Source organism: Kitasatospora sp. MBT66, assembly GCF_000710405.2.
In the GTDB taxonomy this organism is placed as follows: Bacteria; Actinomycetota; Actinomycetes; order Streptomycetales; family Streptomycetaceae; genus Kitasatospora; species Kitasatospora purpeofusca.
Map to the genome: position 1 here is coordinate 323,287 of NZ_JAIY01000010.1, position 20,294 is coordinate 343,580.

At 72.8% G+C, this 20,294-nt stretch carries 19 protein-coding genes; 5 read left to right on the forward strand and 14 right to left on the reverse strand.

Going from position 1 to position 20,294, the window contains the following annotated elements; translation table 11 throughout:
• Nucleotides 1–225 precede the first annotated feature (225 nt).
• Nucleotides 226–648, forward strand: coding sequence for a hypothetical protein (locus BI06_RS26090; protein WP_043472013.1), 423 nt, complete (start codon nucleotides 226–228; stop codon nucleotides 646–648).
• 217 nt (nucleotides 649–865) lie between these two features.
• Nucleotides 866–1,303, forward strand: a complete 438-nt coding sequence (locus BI06_RS52925; protein WP_043472016.1) for a hypothetical protein — start codon at nucleotides 866–868, stop codon at nucleotides 1,301–1,303.
• Between the two features lie 378 nt (nucleotides 1,304–1,681).
• On the opposite strand, the gene BI06_RS26100 is transcribed toward BI06_RS52925, so the two are convergent.
• The 5 genes from BI06_RS26100 to BI06_RS26120 all read right to left on the reverse strand — a co-directional run bounded on the left by BI06_RS26100 (nucleotide 1,682) and on the right by BI06_RS26120 (nucleotide 6,553).
• Nucleotides 1,682–2,440 carry a methyltransferase domain-containing protein gene (locus BI06_RS26100; RefSeq protein ID WP_043472019.1) on the reverse strand — a complete coding sequence of 253 codons (759 nt, stop codon included), beginning with the start codon at nucleotides 2,438–2,440 and terminating at the stop codon, nucleotides 1,682–1,684.
• Nucleotides 2,441–2,501: 61 nt separating this feature from the next.
• Nucleotides 2,502–2,789, reverse strand: coding sequence for a hypothetical protein (locus tag BI06_RS26105; RefSeq protein WP_043472022.1), 288 nt, complete (start codon nucleotides 2,787–2,789; stop codon nucleotides 2,502–2,504).
• A 97-nt stretch (nucleotides 2,790–2,886) separates the two neighbouring features.
• A complete protein-coding gene (locus BI06_RS26110; RefSeq protein ID WP_233290293.1) occupies nucleotides 2,887–4,242 on the reverse strand; it encodes a chloride channel protein in 1,356 nt (451 codons plus the stop codon).
• Nucleotides 4,243–4,536: 294 nt separating this feature from the next.
• Nucleotides 4,537–5,244: a TetR family transcriptional regulator gene (locus BI06_RS26115; RefSeq protein ID WP_082558770.1), complete on the reverse strand. Its 708-nt coding sequence runs from the start codon at nucleotides 5,242–5,244 to the stop codon at nucleotides 4,537–4,539.
• A gap of 157 nt (nucleotides 5,245–5,401) precedes the next feature.
• Complete coding sequence (locus BI06_RS26120; protein ID WP_043472027.1) at nucleotides 5,402–6,553, reverse strand: acyl-CoA dehydrogenase family protein; 1,152 nt, start codon at nucleotides 6,551–6,553, stop codon at nucleotides 5,402–5,404.
• Between the two features lie 171 nt (nucleotides 6,554–6,724).
• Between BI06_RS26120 and BI06_RS51190 the strand changes: the two genes are divergently transcribed.
• Entirely contained in the window at nucleotides 6,725–7,159 is a 435-nt protein-coding gene (locus BI06_RS51190) for a hypothetical protein (protein WP_051741856.1), read from the forward strand.
• A 170-nt stretch (nucleotides 7,160–7,329) separates the two neighbouring features.
• On the opposite strand, the gene BI06_RS26130 is transcribed toward BI06_RS51190, so the two are convergent.
• Nucleotides 7,330–8,292: an electron transfer flavoprotein subunit alpha/FixB family protein gene (locus tag BI06_RS26130; protein WP_043472029.1), complete on the reverse strand. Its 963-nt coding sequence runs from the start codon at nucleotides 8,290–8,292 to the stop codon at nucleotides 7,330–7,332.
• A gap of 61 nt (nucleotides 8,293–8,353) precedes the next feature.
• Entirely contained in the window at nucleotides 8,354–9,139 is a 786-nt protein-coding gene (locus BI06_RS26135; protein ID WP_043472031.1) for an electron transfer flavoprotein subunit beta/FixA family protein, read from the reverse strand.
• A 347-nt stretch (nucleotides 9,140–9,486) separates the two neighbouring features.
• On the opposite strand from BI06_RS26135, the gene BI06_RS26140 reads away from it, so the two are divergent.
• Nucleotides 9,487–10,671, forward strand: a complete 1,185-nt coding sequence (locus BI06_RS26140) for a hypothetical protein (protein WP_055731149.1) — start codon at nucleotides 9,487–9,489, stop codon at nucleotides 10,669–10,671.
• Between the two features lie 9 nt (nucleotides 10,672–10,680).
• On the opposite strand, the gene BI06_RS26145 is transcribed toward BI06_RS26140, so the two are convergent.
• From BI06_RS26145 to BI06_RS26160, 4 genes are all read right to left on the reverse strand, one after another.
• Complete coding sequence (locus BI06_RS26145; protein WP_233290342.1) at nucleotides 10,681–12,858, reverse strand: NB-ARC domain-containing protein; 2,178 nt, start codon at nucleotides 12,856–12,858, stop codon at nucleotides 10,681–10,683.
• Nucleotides 12,859–13,126: 268 nt separating this feature from the next.
• On the reverse strand, nucleotides 13,127–13,927 hold the full coding sequence (locus BI06_RS26150; RefSeq protein ID WP_030391076.1) for a family 1 encapsulin nanocompartment shell protein: 801 nt from the start codon (nucleotides 13,925–13,927) through the stop codon (nucleotides 13,127–13,129).
• Nucleotides 13,924–15,042, reverse strand: a complete 1,119-nt coding sequence (locus BI06_RS26155) for a Dyp-type peroxidase (protein ID WP_051741862.1) — start codon at nucleotides 15,040–15,042, stop codon at nucleotides 13,924–13,926. Before BI06_RS26155 ends, BI06_RS26150 begins: the two co-directional genes overlap by 4 nt.
• A 146-nt stretch (nucleotides 15,043–15,188) precedes the next feature.
• The gene (locus BI06_RS26160) at nucleotides 15,189–16,625 is read right to left on the reverse strand and encodes an MFS transporter (RefSeq protein ID WP_369826230.1); all 1,437 of its coding nucleotides are present in this window, start codon (nucleotides 16,623–16,625) and stop codon (nucleotides 15,189–15,191) included.
• Between the two features lie 113 nt (nucleotides 16,626–16,738).
• Here BI06_RS26160 and BI06_RS26165 point away from each other — a divergent pair, with 113 nt between their 5' ends.
• Nucleotides 16,739–17,158, forward strand: coding sequence for a helix-turn-helix domain-containing protein (locus BI06_RS26165; protein ID WP_030391079.1), 420 nt, complete (start codon nucleotides 16,739–16,741; stop codon nucleotides 17,156–17,158).
• Between the two features lie 73 nt (nucleotides 17,159–17,231).
• On the opposite strand, the gene BI06_RS26170 is transcribed toward BI06_RS26165, so the two are convergent.
• Genes BI06_RS26170 through BI06_RS26180 form a run of 3 tightly spaced genes read right to left on the reverse strand, consistent with a single transcriptional unit; the run spans nucleotide 17,232 to nucleotide 20,273 of the window.
• Nucleotides 17,232–17,870: an FMN reductase gene (locus BI06_RS26170; protein WP_043472033.1), complete on the reverse strand. Its 639-nt coding sequence runs from the start codon at nucleotides 17,868–17,870 to the stop codon at nucleotides 17,232–17,234.
• On the reverse strand, nucleotides 17,867–19,003 hold the full coding sequence (locus BI06_RS26175; RefSeq protein ID WP_043473074.1) for an LLM class flavin-dependent oxidoreductase: 1,137 nt from the start codon (nucleotides 19,001–19,003) through the stop codon (nucleotides 17,867–17,869). The genes BI06_RS26170 and BI06_RS26175 overlap by 4 nt, the downstream gene beginning before the upstream one ends.
• Nucleotides 19,004–19,046: 43 nt before the next feature.
• Nucleotides 19,047–20,273 carry an MFS transporter gene (locus tag BI06_RS26180; protein WP_051741863.1) on the reverse strand — a complete coding sequence of 409 codons (1,227 nt, stop codon included), beginning with the start codon at nucleotides 20,271–20,273 and terminating at the stop codon, nucleotides 19,047–19,049.
• Nucleotides 20,274–20,294: the final 21 nt, after the last annotated feature.

Here is a 20,294-nt window from a genome sequence, read left to right on the forward strand (position 1 = left end):
GACCGGCGCTGTGACGCGCGGCCGCTTCGGTGCGGTGGTCCTGGTGGCGTTCGTCGTCGCCCTGGCCGTCGCTCTGCTGGCAGCCCGGTCCATGCACACCACGCCCTGGTGGTTCAGGTGCGTGACGTTCCTCCTGGCGTTCTGCTCCGTCTTCGGTGGCGGCAGCGTGGGCGCGGCAGCACTCATGGAAGGCGCAACAGCTCCCCTCGGACGAAAGGCGCGGAAGTGATCGGCGGCAACCCCAACTGCCCGTGCGGCAACCCGGTCGAACTGACCGGGCCGGAGACGGACGACATCCTGGAATGGCGCTGCGGCTGCGGCCGATTCGGCTTCCTGCTGCCGCCGACCTACGCCACGCGTCACCCGGAGGAGCCGCCCGTTCAGGTCTGCGGCCGGAAGCGTAGGCCGGGGCCGCGTGAGATCCGTGTGGAAGTGGTTCCGGCCGTCGGGTACGAGCTGGAGATCGAGGGAGCGGAGAGCGTCCCGTTCGTGGGGGCGGTCGACGTCGAAGGGCGGCTTGAGAAGGTCGTTGCCGACTGTGTCCGCCGAGAGCTTTCCCTCTCTGATGACACGCCGTTGGTGCTGCTCGTCACGGACGAGTTCGAGGTTCTTCAGCGCATCGAACAGGCCGCTGCACCCCCCGAGTAGGACACCTACAAGACCCCCGTCCCGAATGCGAAGCAGTCATGGGGAAGCGCGTTCGGGACGGGTTCCAACGTCCGGCACGTCACGTGACAGCTGACGCCGGACGAACCCCCTGCCGGTCCGGGGCTGAAACGGCGGGCAGGGGAAGGGCTCCGTCCGTCACCGACACCCCCCGGCGGGACGGACGGAGCCACCGACCACACCACCAGGAGGGGAGCCAGTGTCTCGGAAGAAGCGGTTCGCTGAAACCGTCGGCTACGGGAGCGTTCCGGAACACGACAAGTGGGGCGCGTACGAATCGGGCGCGGACGCGCCGTCACTCGTCGAGGCGTTGAGCTGCAACTGCCCGCGACGACGCGAAGGAGGGTGCGTCGAGAACCTTGGGCTGCCCGGGTTGATGGGGCAGTTCACGGGCGGGCACGGGCGTGTATGGACCCTCCTGAAGCGCACTCGTCATGGGGACCCCACGGGGATCCGCGTCCAACGTACGACGGTCCTGCTCCGCCGTATCGAGCACGGCCAGACCGTCTACAAAACGTTCCACTGCGCCGCCGCGCCCGTGGTCGAGAACCAGTACGAGCGCAACCGCGTCGACCGCCCACCGGCCAGCGCAAGACTCCCGTTCCAAACTAAGAAGCCGACCGGGGCGGGTCCCTGAAGTACGCCACGGGCCCCGGTGTCTGGGCGCGTGACCAACGCATGACCAACAGCGCTCCCAAACGGCCAGAAACAGGCAGGACACACAGACAAGGGAAGCTGTCAAACCATCGGCCTGTAGGAGACGTTTCCGCAGGTCAGAGCCAACGAAAGCTGGTGCCCGAGAGGAGAGTTCAAGTCCCCCCTCGGACACAGCGGAAGGCCCCAGATTCGTCTGGGGCCTTTTTCGTTCTCCCCAGCGGCGTGACCGACCGCGTGACCAACCGGCGTGACCGCCGCGGGAGCACGGGCACACCGCGAAAAGGGGCCCCGGATTCGTCCGGGGCCCCTTTTCGTTCTCCGCGCCGCCCGCGCGAGCGGGGTGCGGGGTGGTCGCCGGTCAGGCGGCGTGGGCGGTGACGGTGACGGCGGTTTCGGCGAGGAAGAAGCGGCCCTGGGCGGCGGCGAGGCGGACGGCGGTGTGCCAGGCCTCGATCTCCGCCGGGGAGAGGGTGCCCCGGCCCTCCTCGGCGGCGGTGGTCAGGGCGTGGCGGATGCCCTCGATCCGGCGGGCGGCGTGGCCGGTCAGCTCGGTGGAGCTGGTGACGACCGGGTGGACCCGGCCGAGCCGCAGCGGGGAGTTCCGGACCAGGCCCGGGAGCTTGCGGCCGATCCGCCCGTCCACGTGGTCCATCCACGGCTGCTGGTCGTCGGTGAAGGCGTGGCAGATCCGCCGGTCGAGGTCACGGTCCGCGCCGGCGATCACCAGTGAGTCGAAGTCGACGTGTGCCAGGACCGCCCGGCCGCCGGGCCGCAGCACCCGGGCGGTCTCGGCGAGCAGCGCGGCCGGGTCCGGCAGGCATTCGAGCACGTTGTAGGAGACCGCGGCGTCGAGGTCGTGGTCGGGCAGCGGGAGCGGCCGCGCCAGGTCCGAGGTCTCGACGGCGATGCCGCCCGGGTGGTCCGCGAGCAGGTGCCGGGCGGTGGTGACGCTGTCTGCCGAGTGGTCGAGGCCGAGCAGCCGGGCGTCGGGGTGGCGGCGGGAGAAGACGGCCAGGGTGGGGCCGGTGCCGCAGCCGAGGTCGAGCACCCGCCCGCCCGGGCGCAGTGCCGCCTCGTCCACCAGGTACTCGTGTATCGGCTCGTCGGCTTCCGACATGTGTTCCCCCTCGGTGTCCGGCCTGTTCTACCACCGGGCGCCGACGGCGGGCACGGGGTTTTCAGCGGGCGGCCCAGACCGGGCAGCGGGGGTGGTGGCGGTGGGTGCGGATGACCGTCCCGCCGAGCGAGCGGCGCTCGGTCGTGGAGACGGCGCAGCAGGCGGCGGCCGGCGGGGCGCACGGTGCGGGCGCGGACCCGGGCGCGCTCGACCCGGACGCGTTGGGCCCGGACGCGCTCGGCGGGGGCGTGGGCAGCGGGCGGCGGGGGTGGCGGTCGGTGGGGCGCCGGTCGGTGGAACGGCGGTCGGTGGAACGGCGGCCGCGGCGGTGCGGCGAGGAGGTGGTCATGGGAGCGGGATTGCCCGGGGTGACGACCCTGAACCCCGGATTGATTCGAAGGAGTGGAAAAGCCGGATCGGTATTGACGTGGGGCGTCGGCGGGCCCTCAGGCGGCCCGCGGGGCCCCCTGCGGGGCGTCCGGCTTCGGTGTGTCCGGCTTCGGCGCACGCCGCTCGAGGTGCCCGCGCAGCAGTTCGCCGACCACGAAGGAGGTCACGGCGGTCACCAGTATCAGCGGGAGCGAGTCGGGTGCGTCCGGCCCCAGCAGTTCGGCCGCCAGCACCGTGCTGGTGACCGGCAGCCGGGTGACCGAGGTGGCTGCGGCGGCCAGGCCGACGGCCAGGCCCGACTCGACGCCGAGGCCGGGCAGCGGGCCGCAGGCCACCCCGAGGGCGGCGCCGATCAGCACCGCAGGGAAGATCGGGCCGCCGCGCAGGCTGCCCAGGGCGATGCCCCAGGCGGCCGTCTTGCAGAGCGTCAGCATCAGCAGGGCGAAGACCGACCAGGCCGCCGGATTCGCGGCCAGGGTCCCCAGGGTGGCCTGGCCGGAGAGCGCCGCCTCCTCCGGCGAGCGGCCCGTCAGCAGCGCGTACGCGGCGATGCAGCCGCCCACCGCGACCGCGCACAGCACCGTGCGCAGGGCCGTCTGCCGGGTCGTCGGCGTCGGCACGGCCCGCCCCGGGTCGCCGACGGTGAACGCCTTGACCCGGTGGCCGAGCAGCTGACCGGACACGCAGACCAGGGTGACCGCGACCGCGACCGGCAGGCCCCACAGGAAGTCGCCCGGGTCGGGGATCCCGGCGGGCGGTTCCGAGGGCAGCGACAGCGCACCCACCGAGAGCCCGGTCCAGTGGCCGAAGCCGGTGAACACCAGCGCCCCGACCCCGCTCGCCAGCAGGCAGGGCATGATCAGCAGCAGGAGTTGCGGCCCGCCCAGGCCGGCCGCCTCGATCATCATCACGGCGGCCACCAGCGGGCTGCCGAAGATGGTGGAGATCGCCGCGGCCGAACCGGCGGCCCCGAGCACCGGCACCAACTGGGGCCGGGCCGCGCGGCGGGACGGCCGGACGGCGAGCAGCGCCAGTCCGCCGCCCATCGCCATCAGCGGCGCCTCCGGGCCGAGCACCGCGCCGAGCGGCAGACAGGCGAGTGCGGCCAGCACGACGCCGGGCACAGCCCTCGGCGGGACGGGCGGCCCGCCCATACCGTCCACCGGGATGTGGCCGCCGCGTCCGGGCACCCGGGTGACGATCGGCGCGAGCAGCAGTCCGGCCAGCAGCAGCGCGGGCAGCGGCCACCACCAGGGGGCGCGGTCGAGGCCGAGGGCGTCGGGCAGGCTCTCCCAGACCCAGTGCTGGAGCTGGTGCTCCAGACCGACGAACCAGAAGGCGGCCAGCGAGACCGGGACGCCGACCAGGGCGGAGATCACCAGGAGGCCGAGGTAGCCCTTGGTGCGCAGCACGCCGTGCAGGGTGGGGGCCGGCCGTGCGGGGGCCGCTTGGGCGGGAGGGGGCGGTGGGCCGGTGCCCGCCGTCGGGTCGGGCCTCGCCGTCGGGTCCTCGCTCCTGTTCGGACCGCCGCTCGGCTCGGGCATCGTCCGCCTCCGTCGCGTTCCCCGCGCCGGTCCGGCTCCGGCCACGTCCTGCGACCGAGTCTCGCCCGGCACCGGGGGCCGCGCACGGCAGCCGCGGGTCCGGTCCCGGCGCGTCCCGCAGGGCCTGCGCCATCAGGGTGAGGGGGCCCGCAGGCGGACCGGTCAGTCCTGGGGGACCCGGCGGGGGTCGCCGAGGGCGCTCTCGATGCCCTGGACCATCCGCCAGAGCGGCGCGCGGCGGCTGGCGACCAGCACCACGACGTCGTCCTGCTCCCCCGGGCCGTCGCCGTCCGCCGCCTGGTCGGCGCCGGCGGAGCGCTCGCCCCAGGTGTCGGTGACGAAGGCCATCGCCCGGTCCACCTCGGTCACCCAGTCGCTCTCGCCGCCGGAGCGGAGCCAGGTGCGCAGGGCGTGGTTGTGCGCGGAGACCACGGCGGCGGCGACCACGTCGGCCCGCAGCGGCCCGTCCGGGCGCCCGGCGAACCGGCCGCGCAGGTAGTGCGCGAGGGTGTGCTCGTAGCGCCAGACGACGGACAGCTCGTAGGCGCGCAGGCCCGGCACCTTGCGGGTCAGGCGGTAGCGCTGGACGGAGAAGGAGGGCTGTTCGGCGTACATCCGCAGGACCAGTCGGGCCGCGTCGCAGGCGTGCCGGACCGGGTCCTCCTCGCCGCTGCCGGACTCCAGGAACTCCGTCATCTCGGCGAGGCCTCGCTCGTGGTCGGGGAAGACCACGTCCTCCTTGGCCGGGAAGTAGCGGAAGAAGGACCGCCGGCCGACCCCGGCGAGCGAGACGATGTCGTCGATCGTGGTCTGCTCGAAGCCGCGCTCCAGGAAGAGCTCGAAGGCCGCGGCAACCAGCGCCTCACGCATCGCGGGCTTCGGTTGCCCGTCGTTCATCGGTTGGTCCTGCTCTTCCTTCTCGCTCATTCCCGGAACATAGCATCGGCCTCGAACACCCGGACCGGCCCGTGTGCGGCCGTGGTCCGGGTGCCCGAGGACGGGCCCCGACGGGTCGGGAGGGGTGGGGTTACGGGAGGTTGCGGGCCATCACGATGCGCTGGATCTGGTTGGTGCCCTCGTAGATCTGCGTGATCTTCGCGTCCCGCATCATCCGCTCCAACGGATAGTCCCGGGTGTACCCGTACCCGCCCAGCAACTGCACCGCGTCCGTCGTGATCTCCATCGCCGCGTCCGACGCGAAACACTTCGCCGCCGCACCGAAGAACGTCAGGTCCCCGTCCCCCCGCTGCGACTTCGCCGCCGCCGCGTACGTCAACTGACGCGCCGCCTCCAGCTTCATCGCCATGTCCGCCAGCATGAACTGCACACCCTGGAAATCACCGATCGGCTTACCGAACTGCCGACGCTCCCGCACATACCCCTTCGCATAGTCCAACGCGCCCTGCGCGATCCCCAGCGCCTGCGCCGCGATCGTCACCCGCGTGTGGTCCAGCGTCCTCATCGCCGTCGCGAAGCCCGTGCCCTCCGCACCGATCATCCGGTCCGCCGGGATCCGCACATCGTCGAAGTACACCTCACGCGTCGGCGACCCCTTGATCCCCAACTTGCGCTCCGGCGCACCGAACGACACCCCCGCGTCGCCCTTCTCCACCACGAACGCCGAGATCCCCTTCGACCGCAGCTCCGGGTCCGTCACCGCCATCACCGTGTAGAACTCCGACACCCCCGCGTTGGTGATCCAGCGCTTCACACCGTTCAAAACCCAGAAGTCCCCGTCCCGCACCGCCCGGGTCTTCATCCCCGCCGCGTCCGAACCCGCCTCCGGCTCCGACAGGCAGTACGAGAACATCCCCTCCCCGCGCGCCAACGCCCCCAGGTACTTCGCCTTCAACTCCTGCGAACCCGACAACTGCACCGGCAACGAACCCAGCTTGTTCACCGCCGGGATCAACGACGACGAGGCGCACACCCGCGCCACCTCCTCGATCACGATCACCGTCGCCAGCGCGTCCGCCCCCGCACCCCCGAACTCCTCCGGCACATGCACCGCATGCAGGTCATTGCCCTGCAACGCGTCCAACGCCTCCTGCGGGAACCGCCCCACCTCGTCCACCTCCGCCGCGAACGGAGCGATCTTCGCCTCCGCCAGCGAACGCACCGCCTCACGGAGCATCCCGTGCTCCTCGGAGATCCGGAAGAGATCGAAGTCCTGGCTCATGAGCGGCCACTCCTGTTTCACGACGTTCACGACGGTACTCAGTACCCTTCATTATGCACGTGCGCAAGGAAAAGGGAACTCAGTGCCTTCACAGAGCGGCACTGAGTTCCCTATCCTCTTTTTGGCGGTAGCCGTAGCACCGGGCCCGTACAAACGCAGGGAGATGACACCGTGGTCCACTCAGCCATCGACGCCGACACCGAGAGCGCTCCGCTGTACTTCCAGCGCTGCGACTGGTGCCACAATCCGACCTTCCAGCGGCTGCTCTGCCCCACCTGCGGCTCCACCGAGCTGCGGCTGGAGCGCAGCGAGGGCACCGGGGTGGTGCGGCGGTGCGCCGTCGAGCAGGCCCGCACACCGCTGGCCCGGCAGAAGTCGCTGATCCGGATGTCCGAGGGCTTCGACGTCTGGTGCATCGTCAGCGGCCTGCGCTCCACCGTGCCGGTGGGCACCAGGGTCCGGCTCAGCGGGGCCGAAGGCGTGGAGCAGCCGGAGCTGACGGTGCTGTCGCCGGAGGAGCCGGTTCGGGAGCCGGCCCCCGAACCGCGGCCGCTGCCGCCGAACCAGGGCGGGTTCACCCAGCACCTGGCGGCGTTCGCGGAGTGACGGCGGCCGCGGCTCCCTCGGGGGCCGCGGCCTTTCGGCGCACGGCCAACGGCGAGCGCGGGGCGCTGGGCACTGGGCGCTGGGCGCTGGGCGCTGAACGAGAAGGGCGTGGCACCGAGTACCCCGGGGTACTCGGTGCCACGCCCTTCCGGTGTCCGGTCCGGCCGGTGTCAGGCCTTGCGGGCCTTCACCTCGCCGGTGAGCTGGGGCAGGACCTCGAACAGGTCGCCGACCACGCCGTAGTCGACGAGCTCGAAGATCGGGGCCTCGGGGTCCTTGTTGACGGCCACGATGGTCTTCGAGGTCTGCATGCCGGCCCGGTGCTGGATCGCGCCGGAGATGCCGTTGGCGATGTAGAGCTGCGGGGAGACCTGCTTGCCGGTCTGGCCGACCTGGCTGCTGTGCGGGTACCAGCCGGCGTCGACGGCGGCGCGCGAGGCACCGACGGCCGCGCCGAGCACGTCGGCGAGCTCCTCGACGACGCCGAAGCCCTCGGCGGCACCGACGCCGCGGCCGCCGGAGACCACGATGGCGGCCTCGGTCAGCTCCGGGCGGCCGGAGGAGACGCGCGGGGTGCGCGAGACGACCTTGGCGGCGTTGCCGGTGAACGCGACGGCGACGTCCTCCACCGCACCCGCGGCCGGGGCGACCTCCGGCGCGACGGCGTTCGGCTTCACCGCGATGACCGGCACGCCGTTGCTGACGCGGGAGTCGACGGTGTACGAGGCCGCGAAGACGGACTGGGTGGCGACCGGGCCGCTGTCGCCGGCGCGCAGGTCGACGGCGTCGGTGATGACGCCGGAGCCCAGGCGGAGGGCGACGCGGGCGGCGACCTCCTTGCCCTCGCCGGAGGAGGTGACCAGCACCGCGGCCGCGTCGGCGGCCTTGGCGATCTGGGCCAGCGCGTCCACCTTCGGGACGACCAGCTGGTCGGCGAACTCGGCGCCGTCGGCGACGTACACCTTGGCGGCGCCGTACTCGGCGGCCTTGGCGGCCAGCTCGGCCGCCTTGTCGCCGGCGCCGAGGATGACGGCGGACGGCTCGCCGATGCGGCGGGCCAGGGTCAGCAGCTCCAGGGCCGGCTTGCGGACCGCGCCGTCGGCGTGGTCGACCAGGACGAGGATCTCAGCCATAACTCGATGTCTCCGTGTTGTGGGGTGGGGCAGCAGGGGCCGGTGCTCGGTGGGGCCGGGACTAGATGAACTTCTGGTCGGCGAGGAAGCCCGCGAGCGCCTTGCCGCCCTCGCCCTCGTCCTTGACGACCGTGCCCGCGGTACGCGCCGGACGCGCCGTCACCGACTCCACCGCCGTCCACGAACCCGCCAGACCGACCTCGCCGGCCTCGATGCCCAGATCGTCCAGGTCCAGGGACTCCACCGGCTTCTTCTTCGCCGCCATGATCCCCTTGAACGACGGGTAGCGCGCCTCGCCCGACTGGTCCGTCACCGACACCACCGCCGGCAGCGACGCCTCCACCAGCTCCGTCGCCGAGTCACCGTCCCGACGACCCCTCACCGCACCGCCCTCGACCGACACCTCCGACAGCAGCGTCAGCTGCGGCACACCCAGCCGCTCCGCCAGCAGCGCCGGCAGCACACCCATCGTGCCGTCCGTCGACGCCATACCACCGATCACCAGGTCGAACCCGGTCCGCTCCAGCGCCTTCGCCAGCACCGCCGACGTCCCGATCACGTCCGAACCGTGGATGTCCTCGTCATTGACGTGCACAGCCTTGTCCGCACCCATCGACAACGCCTTGCGCAGCGCGTCCTTCGCGTCGTCCGGACCCACCGTCAGCACGGTCACCTCGGCACCCTCGTTCGCCTCAGCGATCCGCAGCGCCTGCTCCACCCCGTACTCGTCCAGCTCCGACAGAAGGCCGTCCACGCCCTCCCGGTCGGTGGTGTGGTCGTCCGCGAAACGACGGTCACCCGTCGCGTCCGGCACGTACTTCACACAGACAACGATCCTCAAGCTCATGAGCGGTTCTCCTGGTACGGGTGCACTGGTCGGATGCACTGGTCCACGGCCTCGCAGCCCGCCGAGGGTACTGAGTGCCAGACCAGGCCCGACCGTGCCCCGCGAGCGGTGTGGCACCACCCGGACCGGCCTGCCCTGTCGGCTCTCGTCAACAGCGTCAGAGGCTCTCCGAAGAGGATACGGCACTCAGTACCCCTCGTAAAGGAACTCAGTACCCTTCCCTTCTCCCGGGGCCGCAGGCCGTGGCACGGCGAGATCCGCAAGAATGCGCGGAAAGGAGGCCGGCGGGCCCGGCAGCGCATGGAGGAGGGGCGACGGACACGACCTCGAAGGGCAAGGAGGTGCTCGTGGTCGTGCACTCGGTCGTCTACGGGCAGCGACTGCACGACGCCCATGCACTGCTCGATGCCGACCCGAGGGTGCGCGTCCGGTTCACGGTGGCGCCCCACACCTTCAACCGGGGCGCGGCGGAGCACGTCCGGCGGCTCGGCGGCACGGTACTGCCGTGGGCGGAGGCCGTCCGCGAGAGGTTCGACCTGGTTCTGGCCGCCGGTTCGCAGGGCCTGGAGCAGGTGCACGGCCCGATGGTCCGGCTGCCGCACGGCGCTGGGCACATCAAACTGTCACCGACCGGCGTCGGGGCCGGACGGACCGTCTCCGGGCTCGGGCCCGAGTACGTCGTCTGGCAGGGCCGCCTGGTGCCCGTCGCTTATGCGCTGGCGCACGACGACGACCGCACCGAGCTCGGCCGGGGCTGCCCGGAGGCGCTTTCGATCGCCGAGGTCGTCGGCGACGGCTGCTACGACCGGATCGCCGCCGCGCTCCCCCACCGGGAGCGGTACCGGGCCGCGCTGGGGCTGCGGCCGGACGAGCGGTTGGTGCTGGTCTGCTCCACCTGGGGCAGCGGTGCACTGCTCACCCGGTTCGACACCGTCCTTCCCCGGTTGGCCGCCGAACTGCCCCGTCGCGACCACCGCGTCGCCCTGCTCGTCCATCCGAATGTCTCCGCGGCACACGGCACCCGGCCGCTCCGTTCGTGGGTGGCCGCCGCGACCGGCGGGGCCGTCACCGTACTCGGGCCGCAGCACGACTGGCGCCCGCTGCTGGTCGCCGCCGATGCCGTCATCGGCGACCACGGCTCGGTCACCCTCTACGCCACCATGACCGAAGCCCCGATCGTGCTGGCCGAGTACCCGCACCACGCGGTGAACCCGCGTTCCCCCGGCGCCCTGCTCGCCCGTACCGCTCCCACGCTCGGTCCCGCCCGGCCCCTGTCCGTACAACTCGACGACGCCGCCAGGCAGTACCGCCGCGCGGACTACGCGCACATCGCCGCCCGGATCAGCTCCGAGCCGGGCCGGTTCGACCAACGGATGAGGCGCTTGCTCTACCGCGTCCTCGGGCTGGACGAGTCCGTCCCGACTCCCGGTCCTACCGTGCTGCCGCTGCCCACACCACTGTGGCCACATGGCCGGGGCGAGCGCCCCTGGCATGCCGCCGATCCGGCCATGGCGCTCCCGCGCGGGCGCTGACGACCGGAGTCAGTCCGCCGCGGGCGGTTTCGCAGGGGGTAGCGGGAGGACGGGGGCGTCGAGTGCCGCGGCGTCGGCGCGACGGTCTCCGGTGCGAGCGGACAGGGCCGCGTAGAGGGATTCGGATTCCCGCTGGCGGGCTGCGGCCTCGGTGAGGTCGCCCCGGTCACGCGCCAGATCGGCGAGGAGCCGCAGGACACGGGCCTCCCAGTGACGGGACCGGCTCGCCCGGAACCTCGCGAGCGCCTCCGCGTAACAACGGCCGGCCTCGTCGTTGGCACCCAGGGCGGCCTGGGCCTGGCCCAGGAAGGCGAGCGCACGGGCCGCCTCGTAGACGGCGCGGACGGCGGCGAGGTCCCGGTAGGCGTCTGCGATGACAGGGACCGCCTCGGCGGGCCGGCCGTCCGCGACCCGGAGGTCGCCGAGAGCGAGCCGGGCAAGCGCTGTGCCCCGCAGGTAGCCACAGGCTTCACGAAGGTCGGCGGCCGTGCGCAGGCAGTCGGCCGCCTGGGCCAGCCGACCCGCTGTGCGGTGGGTCTGACTGAGGCCGTAGAGGGCGTCGGCCTCGGCAAGCGGGTCACCGGCCGCACGGGCCAGGTGCAGAGCCTCGGCGTACCACTCGGCGGCCTCCTCCGAAGCGCCGGCGTTGCGCAGGCCGGCGCCGCCTGAAGTGAGCATCCGCAGTTCGCCGCCGCGGTGACCGACCGAACGGGCGGCGGTCCGGCCGATCCGGTGCAGCTCGATCCACAGCGCGGCCGGGCGCAGTCGCAGGAACGCCGGCCACATGGCGTCGACGAGCTGCCAGGCGGTCGCGGCCCGGCCCGTCGCGGCGGCCCAGCGGACGGCGTCGGCAAGCCGTTCGGTCTCCGCTTCGAGCCACTCGAGCGCGGCCGATTCGTCGGCGAACTCCCCTTCCCGATGGCCCTGTTCGGTGGCGTAGTCGCGGCGCAGGGTGCGATGGCTGGGGCTCAGCAGGGCCTCGGCGGCCGTGGCGGAGGCCAGGTACCGGTCAAGTACGCGGTCGACGGCGGCCTGCCCCTCCGCCCGGTCGTGGATCGCGTCGGCATGCGCCCGGGCGTGCAGCTTCACCAGACCGTGGAGACGGAAACCGCCGTCGGTCTCCTCCAGCAGGTGGATGTCGGCCAGTTCGTCGAGCAGTGGCTCGGCCGTGGCCGGGTCCAGACCGCCGACCTCGCACACGATGTCCGGGGTGACGACGGGGAAGGGCAGCAGGCCGAGCAAGCGGTACAGGCGGGCAGCTCCCGCCCCCAAAGCCTCGAAGGACGCATCCAGGGCGTGCCGCACACCCTCTCCCCCGACATCGAGCATTTCGAGCCGTCTGGACTCGAGGCCGAGCGCCTCGGCCGTGACGGCGAGCGGCTGTGCGGGGCGGGCGGCGATCCGGGCAGCGGCGAGGCAGACGGCGAGCGGGAGGCGCCCGCAGCGTTCGACCACCAGGACGGCCGCTGCGGATTCCCGGTCCACCCGCCCGGAACCGACTCCCTGGGCGAGCAGTCGCACCGCCGCACCGCGTGAGAGCGGACCGACCTCGTGGAACGCGGCACCGCCCAGACCGAGCCGGGTGAGCCGGCGGCGGCTGGTCACCACGACCACGGCGTGCCCGGAGCCGGGCAGCAGCAGACGGACTTGCTCTGCGGTCGCAGCATTGTCGAGCAGCACACCGATCCGGCGTCCGGCGCTGAGCGAGCGCCAGAGCGCCGCGGCCTCGGCTGTGTCGCGCGGCGCCGGTGCAACACCGAGGGCGCGCAGGAATCCTCCGAGCACCTCGGCGGGGTCGACGGGACCGCCGACGGCGTGAGCGCGCAGGTCGGCGTAGAACTGGCCGTCCGGAAAGAGGTCGGCATGGCGGCGCAGCCAATGAACGGCGAGGACGGTCTTCCCGACCCCGGCAGGCCCGGTGACCACCACGGTCACATCGCCAACCCCCACCTCCGATCCCAACTCGTGCTCCAGGCACGCGAGATCTTTCTCTCGACCGATCAAGTGACTTGGTGTCGAAGGTAGTTGGCGCGGCACTGGAAACGCCGGGGCGGCGGCCGGCGGCGCGACGGTCTGGCCGTACACGGTGAGGTCGCGGATCTGTCCGGCCTGGACGACAGGCCCGGAGATCCGGGCACCGACGGCCGAGTTGCGCACCGTGAAGGGCGTCTCACCCACTCCGTCCATCTCACTCACCGGCCGGCCTGGCGGGCCGACTGGGTCGGACTCCCGGCCGACCAGATCGATCCGGCTCCATCGGCTCCCCCTGCCCGCAGAAAAACGAGTGACGACGGCACGGGGCGGCGAGGGCAGCCGGGTCGATCGTCGACATCGGCCAATTATCGCCGACACCGGGCACTGTCACACCTGTTCGAGCGAATCGGCCTCGCCATCAGCGCAGTTGGCCGGGACGACGGCCACGAAGGGGCCGGTCGCACCGGCCCCTTCGTGTGGCTCAGGAGGTCGTCAGGGGGACGGCGGCTTCGGGGGTGAGGAGGCGGGCGGTGAGGGATTCCTGGAGGTAGAGGGCGATGGTGTCGGCGGTGTGGGAGAGGTAGCCGACCGAGACGTCCTGGCCCAGGACGAGGGTGAAGTCGCCGCCGCGGGTGGAGAGGAGCAGGGCGCCCTCGATGGCGGGGGCCCAGATCAGTTCGCCGTCGAGGAGACGGGCGATGTGGCTGGCGATGGGGTAGCCGTGGTCCGAGGTCTCGTTGACCGCCGTGTACGCGTCGGCGCCGAGGAGGAGGGCGTAGGGGCCGCCCACTCCGGCGAGGCGGAGGGTGGTGAGGGCGCGGCTCACGGCTTCCGGGTATTCGCGGACGTCGGCGGGGAGCGGGATGGCGGGGTTGGTGGCGGCGGCGCGGATGCCCTCGATGCCGGCGGCCGGGTAGCCGTCGAAGAGGGCGCGGTCCTCGGTGAGGGCGAGGGTGCGGGCCGCCGCCTGGACGGGCGTCCAGTCCGAGTCACCGGAGCCGCGTTCGACGTCGTCGACGGCGGCGCGGTCGACCGAGAAGGGGACCCGGAGTTCGATCAGCGGGCGGACCTCGCGGGCGTGGGCCTGGACGCCGGGGGTGGGCGGCTCGATGGTGGTGAGGTGGCCGGTGCCGACCGCGGCGAGGGTGGGGCCGTCCGGGCCGTCCAGGTCGACGACCCGGCGGCCGGCGAGGTGGAGTTTGAAGGTCTGCCTGGCCTCCTCCTCGATCTCCTCCCAGGCCGCGGCGGAGACGGGGGCGAGTTCGCGGTGCAGGTTGTTCATGGCGCGGGGGTGCCTTTCAGGCTGCCGATGGCGAGGGAGCCGTCGGTGAGGAGAGCGGCGGTGGGGAGAGCGGCGGTGGGGAGCGCGGCGGCCGGGGCCGGGGCCGCGAGCGTGCCGGGGGCGGCCGGGGCCGGTGGCGGGTCGGCGAGGAAGTCGGCAGTGGGGACGTGGAACAGCGTGCCGGTGACCGCGGTGGAGAAGTCGAGCAGGCGGTCGTGGGCGGCCGGGCCCCGACCGGTGAACATGTTGCGGATCATCTCCTCGGGCACCTCGGGATCGCGCGCGTAGCCGATGAAGTAGGTGCCGGCCTCGCCGCGCCCCGCCGGGCCCCCGTCGAGCCGGCCGAAGGGCATGTTGAACCGCAGGATCTGCCGTTCCTCGCCGTCCGGGCCGGTGACGGAGGTGAGCGCGACATGGGAGTCGGCCGGCTTGGCCGCGTCGTCGAACTCGATGTCGTCGGCCTTGGTGCGGCCGACCGCGCGTTCCTGCTGGTCGACGGTCAGATGCTCCCAGCCGGCCAGGTCGTGCAGGTACTTCTGCACGATGACGTAGCTGCCGCCGGTGAAGTCCTGGTCCTCGTCGCCGATCAGCACGGCCTCGGCGGCCTCCCGGCCCTCCGGGTTCTCGGTGCCGTCCACGAAGCCGAGCAGGTCGCGGGCGTCGTAGTAGGAGAAGCCGTTGGTCGCGTCGACGACGGTGGCGGCGCCGGAGAGCCGCCGGGTGATCCGGCCGGCGAGCTCCCAGCAGACGTCCATCCGGGCGGCCCGGATGTGCAGGAGCAGGTCGCCGGGGGTGGCCGGGGCGCGGTGGCGGGGGCCGGCCACCTCGGGGAACGGGTGCAGGGCGGCCGGGCGGGGGCCGTCGAAGAGCCGGTCCCAGGCGTCGGAGCCGATGCCGGTGACGCAGGTGAGGCCGACGTCGGGGGCGCGGAAGGCGATCGCGTGACGGAGGCCCGCGAGGTCGGGCAGCAGCGCGCGGACCGCGTCCTCACCGCCGGGGTCGACGGTGAGGACCAGGAAGATCGCGGCGGTGGTGAGCGGGGTGAGGACCGGCTGCGGGGCCGGTGGGTCGGCGGGCCGCGGCTGCGGCTGCGCCTGGGGGGACTGTGGCGGCATGGGCGGACTCCGGTCTCCGGGGCCTGATCATCCGTACGATTACACCCCGGAGCGGACATTTCGGCGCGGGCGGCGGGCCGGTCGGCCGTACGCCCCTCACCGCGCGGGAGCGGGAGGGGCGACGAGCGGGTGAGGGCGGGCGCGGGTCAGGCGCGGCTGCGGCGCAGGCCGAGGGCGGTGACCAGGGCGCCGAGCGCGACCGCCGCGACCGGCACCACCAGCGCGGCCCGCAGACCGTCCGAGCCGCCGACGGTGAGGCTCACGGTGGTGACCGCCGAGAGGCCGAGCGCCGCGCCGAACTGGAAGGCGGTGTTGAGCAGTCCGCCGGCCAGCCCCTGCTCCTCCTCGGCGACGCCGTCGGTGGCGGCGATGGTCAGCGGCCCGTAGGCGAGGGCGAAGGCCAGTCCGGTGAGGATCATGGTCGGGAACATCATCGGGTACGTCCAGTCCGGCCCGACGGGCAGGAACAGCGCGTAGGAGACCACCGCCAGGCAGAAGCCGCCGAGGACCACCCGGACGTTGCCGAAGCGCTCCACCAGCCGGGGGGTGAGGGTCGGCGCGAGCACCGCGTCCACCCCGACCGCGAGCAGGGCGAGGCCGGTCTGCAGCGGGGACCAGCCGCGCAGGTCCTGGAGGTAGAGGGTGACGGTGAACTGGAAGCCGAAGAACGAGGCCGCGAACAGCAGCGCGCCGATGTTCGCCCGCAGCAGCGGGCCGGAGCGCAGCAGGCCGAGGCGCAGCAGCGGGGCGGCCGAACGCCGTTCGATCGCGACGAAGGCGGCCAGCAGGGCGGCGCCGCCGACGAACAGGGCGAGGGTCGGGCCGGCGCCGGCGCCGGGTTCGCCGAGCCGGACCACGGCCTGGACCAGCAGCAGCATGGCGCCGGTGACGGTGACGGCGCCGCCCAGGTCGAAGCGCTGGCCGGGGCGGCGGGCGGGTGCCTGGTCGCGCGGGAGCAGCGGCACGGCGGCGAGCAGCAGGCCGCCCGCGAGCAGCACCGGGGCGAAGAAGACCCAGCGCCAGCCGACGGCGGTGAGCAGTCCGCCGGCCACCAGGCCGAGGGAGAAGCCGGCCGCGGCGGTGCCCGCGTAGACGAGCAGCGCGCGGTTGCGGCGGGGGCCCTCGGCGAAGGCGGTGGTGATGATCGCGAGGCCGGCGGGGGTCATGAAGGCCGCCGAGAGGCCGGTGAGGAAGCGGGCCAGGATCAGTACCCAGGGGGCGCCGGCCAGGCTGCCGAGGCCGGAGCAGAGCACGAAGACGGTGAGCCAGAAGAGGAACGTCCGGCGCCGTCCGAGCAGGTCGGCGGTGCGGCCGCCGAGCAGCATGAAGCCGCCGTAGCCGAGCACGTAGGCGCTCAGCACCCAGCTCAGCGAGCCGGTGTCCATCCCGAGGTCGGCGCGGATCGAGGGGAGCGCCACGTTGAGCATGGCGACGTCGATGCCCTCCAGGAAGATCGCGCCGCAGAGGACGAGCAGGACGGCCGCCTCCCGGCCGGTGAAGCGGGTGGAGGGGTCAGCCGGTGGGGAGCCGGCCGGAGCGGCGGCCGGGCGACCGGTTTCGGGCACGGCTGAGGACGTGGACACAGTGGTCTCCTGTGGAGTGCGCGGGGGGCGGGGACGCCGGACGGGGACGGTTCCCTTTCGTCCGGCCGGTTCCCTCTTGTAACCAGTGCCATCCTGAGGCAGCATCAGGGAGCATGGAAGAAGGCACTTTGAAGTCACCGACGCACTGCGCGGTTACCGGGGACGACTACGACGTGCTCCAGTGGGACACCCGGGAGGACTGCGAGGTGCGGCAGATCCTCGACCGGATCGCCGACAAGTGGTCGCTGCTGGTGATCGCGCTGCTGGACCGCGGCTCGCTGCGCTTCACCGAGCTGCGGCGGGAGATCGACGGGGTCAGCCAGCGGATGCTGACCGTCACCCTGCGGCAGCTGGAGCGGGACGGTCTGGTGGAGCGGACCGTGCACCCCGTGGTGCCGCCCCGGGTCGACTACGCGCTGACGCCGCTCGGGCGGACGCTGCACGAGACCGTCCGCTCGCTGGTCGCCTGGACCGAGACGCACCAGCGCGAGATCGCGACGGCCCGGGCCTCGTACGACGCGCGCGTGGGGTGAGGGCACGCCGAAGGGGCGGGTCCGAGGACTCCGGACCCGCCCCTTCATGTGCGTGTGCGCCCACCCCGCGGGCTCAGGCCCGCAGCGCCGCCAGCTGCTGCTCGAACGGCACCACGGCCTCCTCCTGGGCCGCGCCACCCCCGGCCGGACCGTTCGGGGCCCGGCCGGCGAGCAGTCCGGCGAGTTCTCCGGCCGCGCGGTCGATCCGGCCCGGGAGGCCGTCGGTGAGGCGGTCCCCGGTGGTGCCCCAGTCGTCGGTGGCGGCGTAGACCGAGGTCGGCACGACCACCGAGCGCAGGTAGGAGAACAGCGGGCGGACGGCGTGCTCCAGCGCGAGCGAGTGCCGGGCGGTGCCGCCGGTGGCGGCGATCAGCACCGGCTTGCCGGTGAGGGTGTCGGGGTCGATCACGTCGAAGAACGACTTGAACAGCCCGCTGTAGGAGGCGGCGAAGATCGGCGTCACCGCGATCAGGCCGTCCGCCCCGCCGACCGCCTCGATCGCCTCGCGCAGTGCGGGGCCGGGGAAGCCGGTGACGAAGTTGTGCGCGATGTCGGTGGCGAGGTCGCGCAGTTCGACCACCTGGACGTCCACCTCCCGTCCCTCGGCGGTGAGTCGGCGGACCGTGGCCTCGGCTAGCCGGTCGGTGAGCAGCCGGGTCGAGGACGGCTTGCTCAGTCCGGCGCTGATCACCACCAGTCGGTACGCGGTCACTTGGCCACCTCCACGGTCTCCGCGGTCTGCCCCGCGCTGTCGGCGTCCTGCTCCTGACGGGCGCGCTCGGCCGCGAGCCTGCCGGCGTGGGTCGGCGCGTCCGGGACGCCGGCCGGGCGGCCCTTGGCGAACTCCTCGCGCAGCACCGGCACGACCTCCTCGCCGAGCAGGTCCAGCTGCTCCAGCACGGTCTTCAGCGGCAGGCCGGCGTGGTCCATCAGGAACAGCTGGCGCTGGTAGTCGCCGAAGGTGTCGCGGAAGGCCAGGGTCTTCTCGATGACCTCCTGCGGGCTGCCGACGGTGAGCGGGGTCTCCGCGGTGAACTCCTCCAGCGAGGGGCCGTGGCCGTACACCGGCGCGTTGTCGAAGTACGGGCGGAACTCCCGCACCGCGTCCTGCGAGTTCTTGCGCATGAACACCTGGCCGCCGAGGCCGACGATCGCCTGCTCGGGCGTGCCGTGCCCGTAGTGGGCGTAGCGCTCCCGGTAGAGGTTGACCAGCTTCTGGAAGTGCTCCTTGGGCCAGAAGATGTTGTTCGCGAAGAAGCCGTCGCCGTAGTAGGCGGCCTGCTCGGCGATCTCCGGGCTGCGGATCGAACCGTGCCAGACGAACGGCGGGACGCCGTCCAGCGGGCGCGGGGTCGCGGTGAAGGACTGCAGCGGGGTGCGGAAGCGGCCCGACCAGTCGACCACGTCCTCGCGCCACAGCTGGTGCAGCAGCGCGTAGTTCTCGATCGCGAGCGGTATGCCCTGGCGGATGTCCTTGCCGAACCACGGGTAGACCGGCCCGGTGTTGCCCCGGCCCATCATGAGGTCAACCCGGCCGTCGGAGAGGTGCTGGAGCACCGCGTAGTCCTCGGCGATCTTCACCGGGTCGTTGGTGGTGATCAGCGTGGTCGAGGTGGAGAGGACGATGCGCTCGGTCTGCGCGGCGATGTAGCCGAGCAGCGTGGTCGGGGAGGACGGCACGAACGGTGGGTTGTGGTGCTCGCCGGTCGCGAAGACGTCCAGGCCGACCTCCTCCGCCTTGCGCGCGATGGCCACGGTCGCCTTGATCCGCTCGTGCTCGGTCGGGGTGCGGCCGGTGGTCGGGTCGGGGGTGACATCGCCGACGGTGAAGATTCCGAACTGCATGGTGCTCACCACACTCCTGGCTGATCCCGCCCCGGAAGCCGGTTCAGGATCCGATCGTCAAAGTTTCAACCACCTTAGCATCCACCCCCTCGGGGTTATTCCCCCGAGTGCCCGGCACCCGGTCCGGGAGCGCACGGCGACCGCGCGGCAGGTCCGGCAGCAGGCTGAGCAGCCCCGCGACGGCCATCGCGGCCCCGAGCCACAGCACGGCGCGCAGACCGAAGGCGTCGATGGCGAGGCCGCCGAGCAGTGAGCTGAGGATGACGCCCAGCGTGATGAACGAGTTGTGGACGGTGTTCACCAGCGGACGGGAGCCGCCGATCCGCTGGACCCGCGAGACCATCGCGGGGTTCATGGTGACCCCGACCAGGCCGACGCCCAGCAGCAGGCCGACGGCGGGCACCCGGAACTGGGCGAGGAGCGCGAGGCCGGCCAGGAACACGGTGTTCAGCGCCAGGCCGGTCGCCAGCACCGGCAGCGCGTACCGGTCGGCGAGCCGGCCGACCACGGTGTTGCCGACCACGGTCGCCGCGCCGTAGGCGACGAGCAGCAGCGGGACCGACCCGGCCGAGAAGCCGGTGAGCTCGGTCAGGATCGGGTTGACGTAGCTGAACAGCGTGAAGGTCGCGCCGATGATCAGGGTGCTGGTGACGAAGGCCAGCCACAGCCGCCGGTTGCGCAGCGCGCCCAGCTCGTCCCGGAGCGAGCCGGTGCCCTCGGCGTGGTCGGCGTCCGGGACCCCGGCGAGGGTGCACAGCGCCACCGCCGCGGTGAGGACGGCCACCGCCCAGAACGCCGCGCGCCAGCCGAGGTGCTCGCCGATCACGGTGGCGAGCGGCAGGCCGAGCAGTGTGCCCAGCATGAGGCCGTTCATCAGGACGGCGATCGCCCGGCCGCGGACCTCCGGACGGGCCAGCTGGGCGCAGAGCGAGATCGAGATGCCGAAGAAGGCCTGCGCGGCGACGCCCGAGAGCACCCGGGCCGCCAGCATCACCGGGTAGCCGGAGGCCGTCGCGGCGAGCAGGTTGCCGACCAGGAAGATCGCGAACAGGAGCATCAGCGCGGCCCGCTGGCGCATCCGGAGGAGGGCGACGGCGAGCAGCGGGCCGCCGAAGGACATCGCCACCGAGAAGGCGGTGATCAGGTAGCCGATCTGCGGGACGGTGGCGTCCAGGCCCTCCGCCAGCTGGGGCATCAGCCCGGCGACGGCGAACTCGCTGGTCACCATCGCGAAGACGCCGAGGGCGAGGACGTACACGGCACGTGGCATGGGAAGGGCTCCCCCGTTGGT